At 75.7% G+C, this 469-nt stretch carries 1 pseudogene; it reads right to left on the bottom strand.

What is annotated here, in order from left to right:
- Window positions 1-469: pseudogene (locus tag OOT08_RS01255) on the bottom strand (chromosome segregation protein SMC); the annotation flags it as partial.

Raw genomic sequence — 469 nt, forward strand, 5'->3', positions numbered from 1 at the left:
TCTCGATCGGCCGCCAGTTCGATCCGGGTGGGACCCTCGCCGGATCCGCCGCGCAGGACGTGCTCGGTGAGGATCTCCCCGGCGCGGGTGACGATCGTGGCCCCGGGCCCGCTCGCGCTCAGCAGGGTGTCCAGCGCGGCGCGGGCGGCCACGAGGTCCTCCGCGAGGAAGCTGGTGCCCAGCACGCCGAGCACGCCGGGCGGGGCCTGCACCACGGCGGGGGCCCAGATCAGGCCCGGAGGAAGGGTTTTGGGCGCGTGATCGGCAGCGCCGCGGAGCTCCCCGGCGATCACGAGTCCGACGCGGCCGAGCCGGTCCCGTTCGGCGAGGGACAGGGCCGCATATGCGGCGTCGCCGTCCCGGGCAAGCACGGCTTCGGCGAGGGAGCCGAGCGCCGCCCCGATCGCGCTCTCCCAGCCCGGTTGCACCTCGACGTGCTCGGCAACGGGGCCGAGCAGCCCCTGCTCCT

The organism is Leucobacter sp. M11, assembly GCF_035726885.1.
Lineage (GTDB): Bacteria > Actinomycetota > Actinomycetes > Actinomycetales > Microbacteriaceae > JAPFRB01.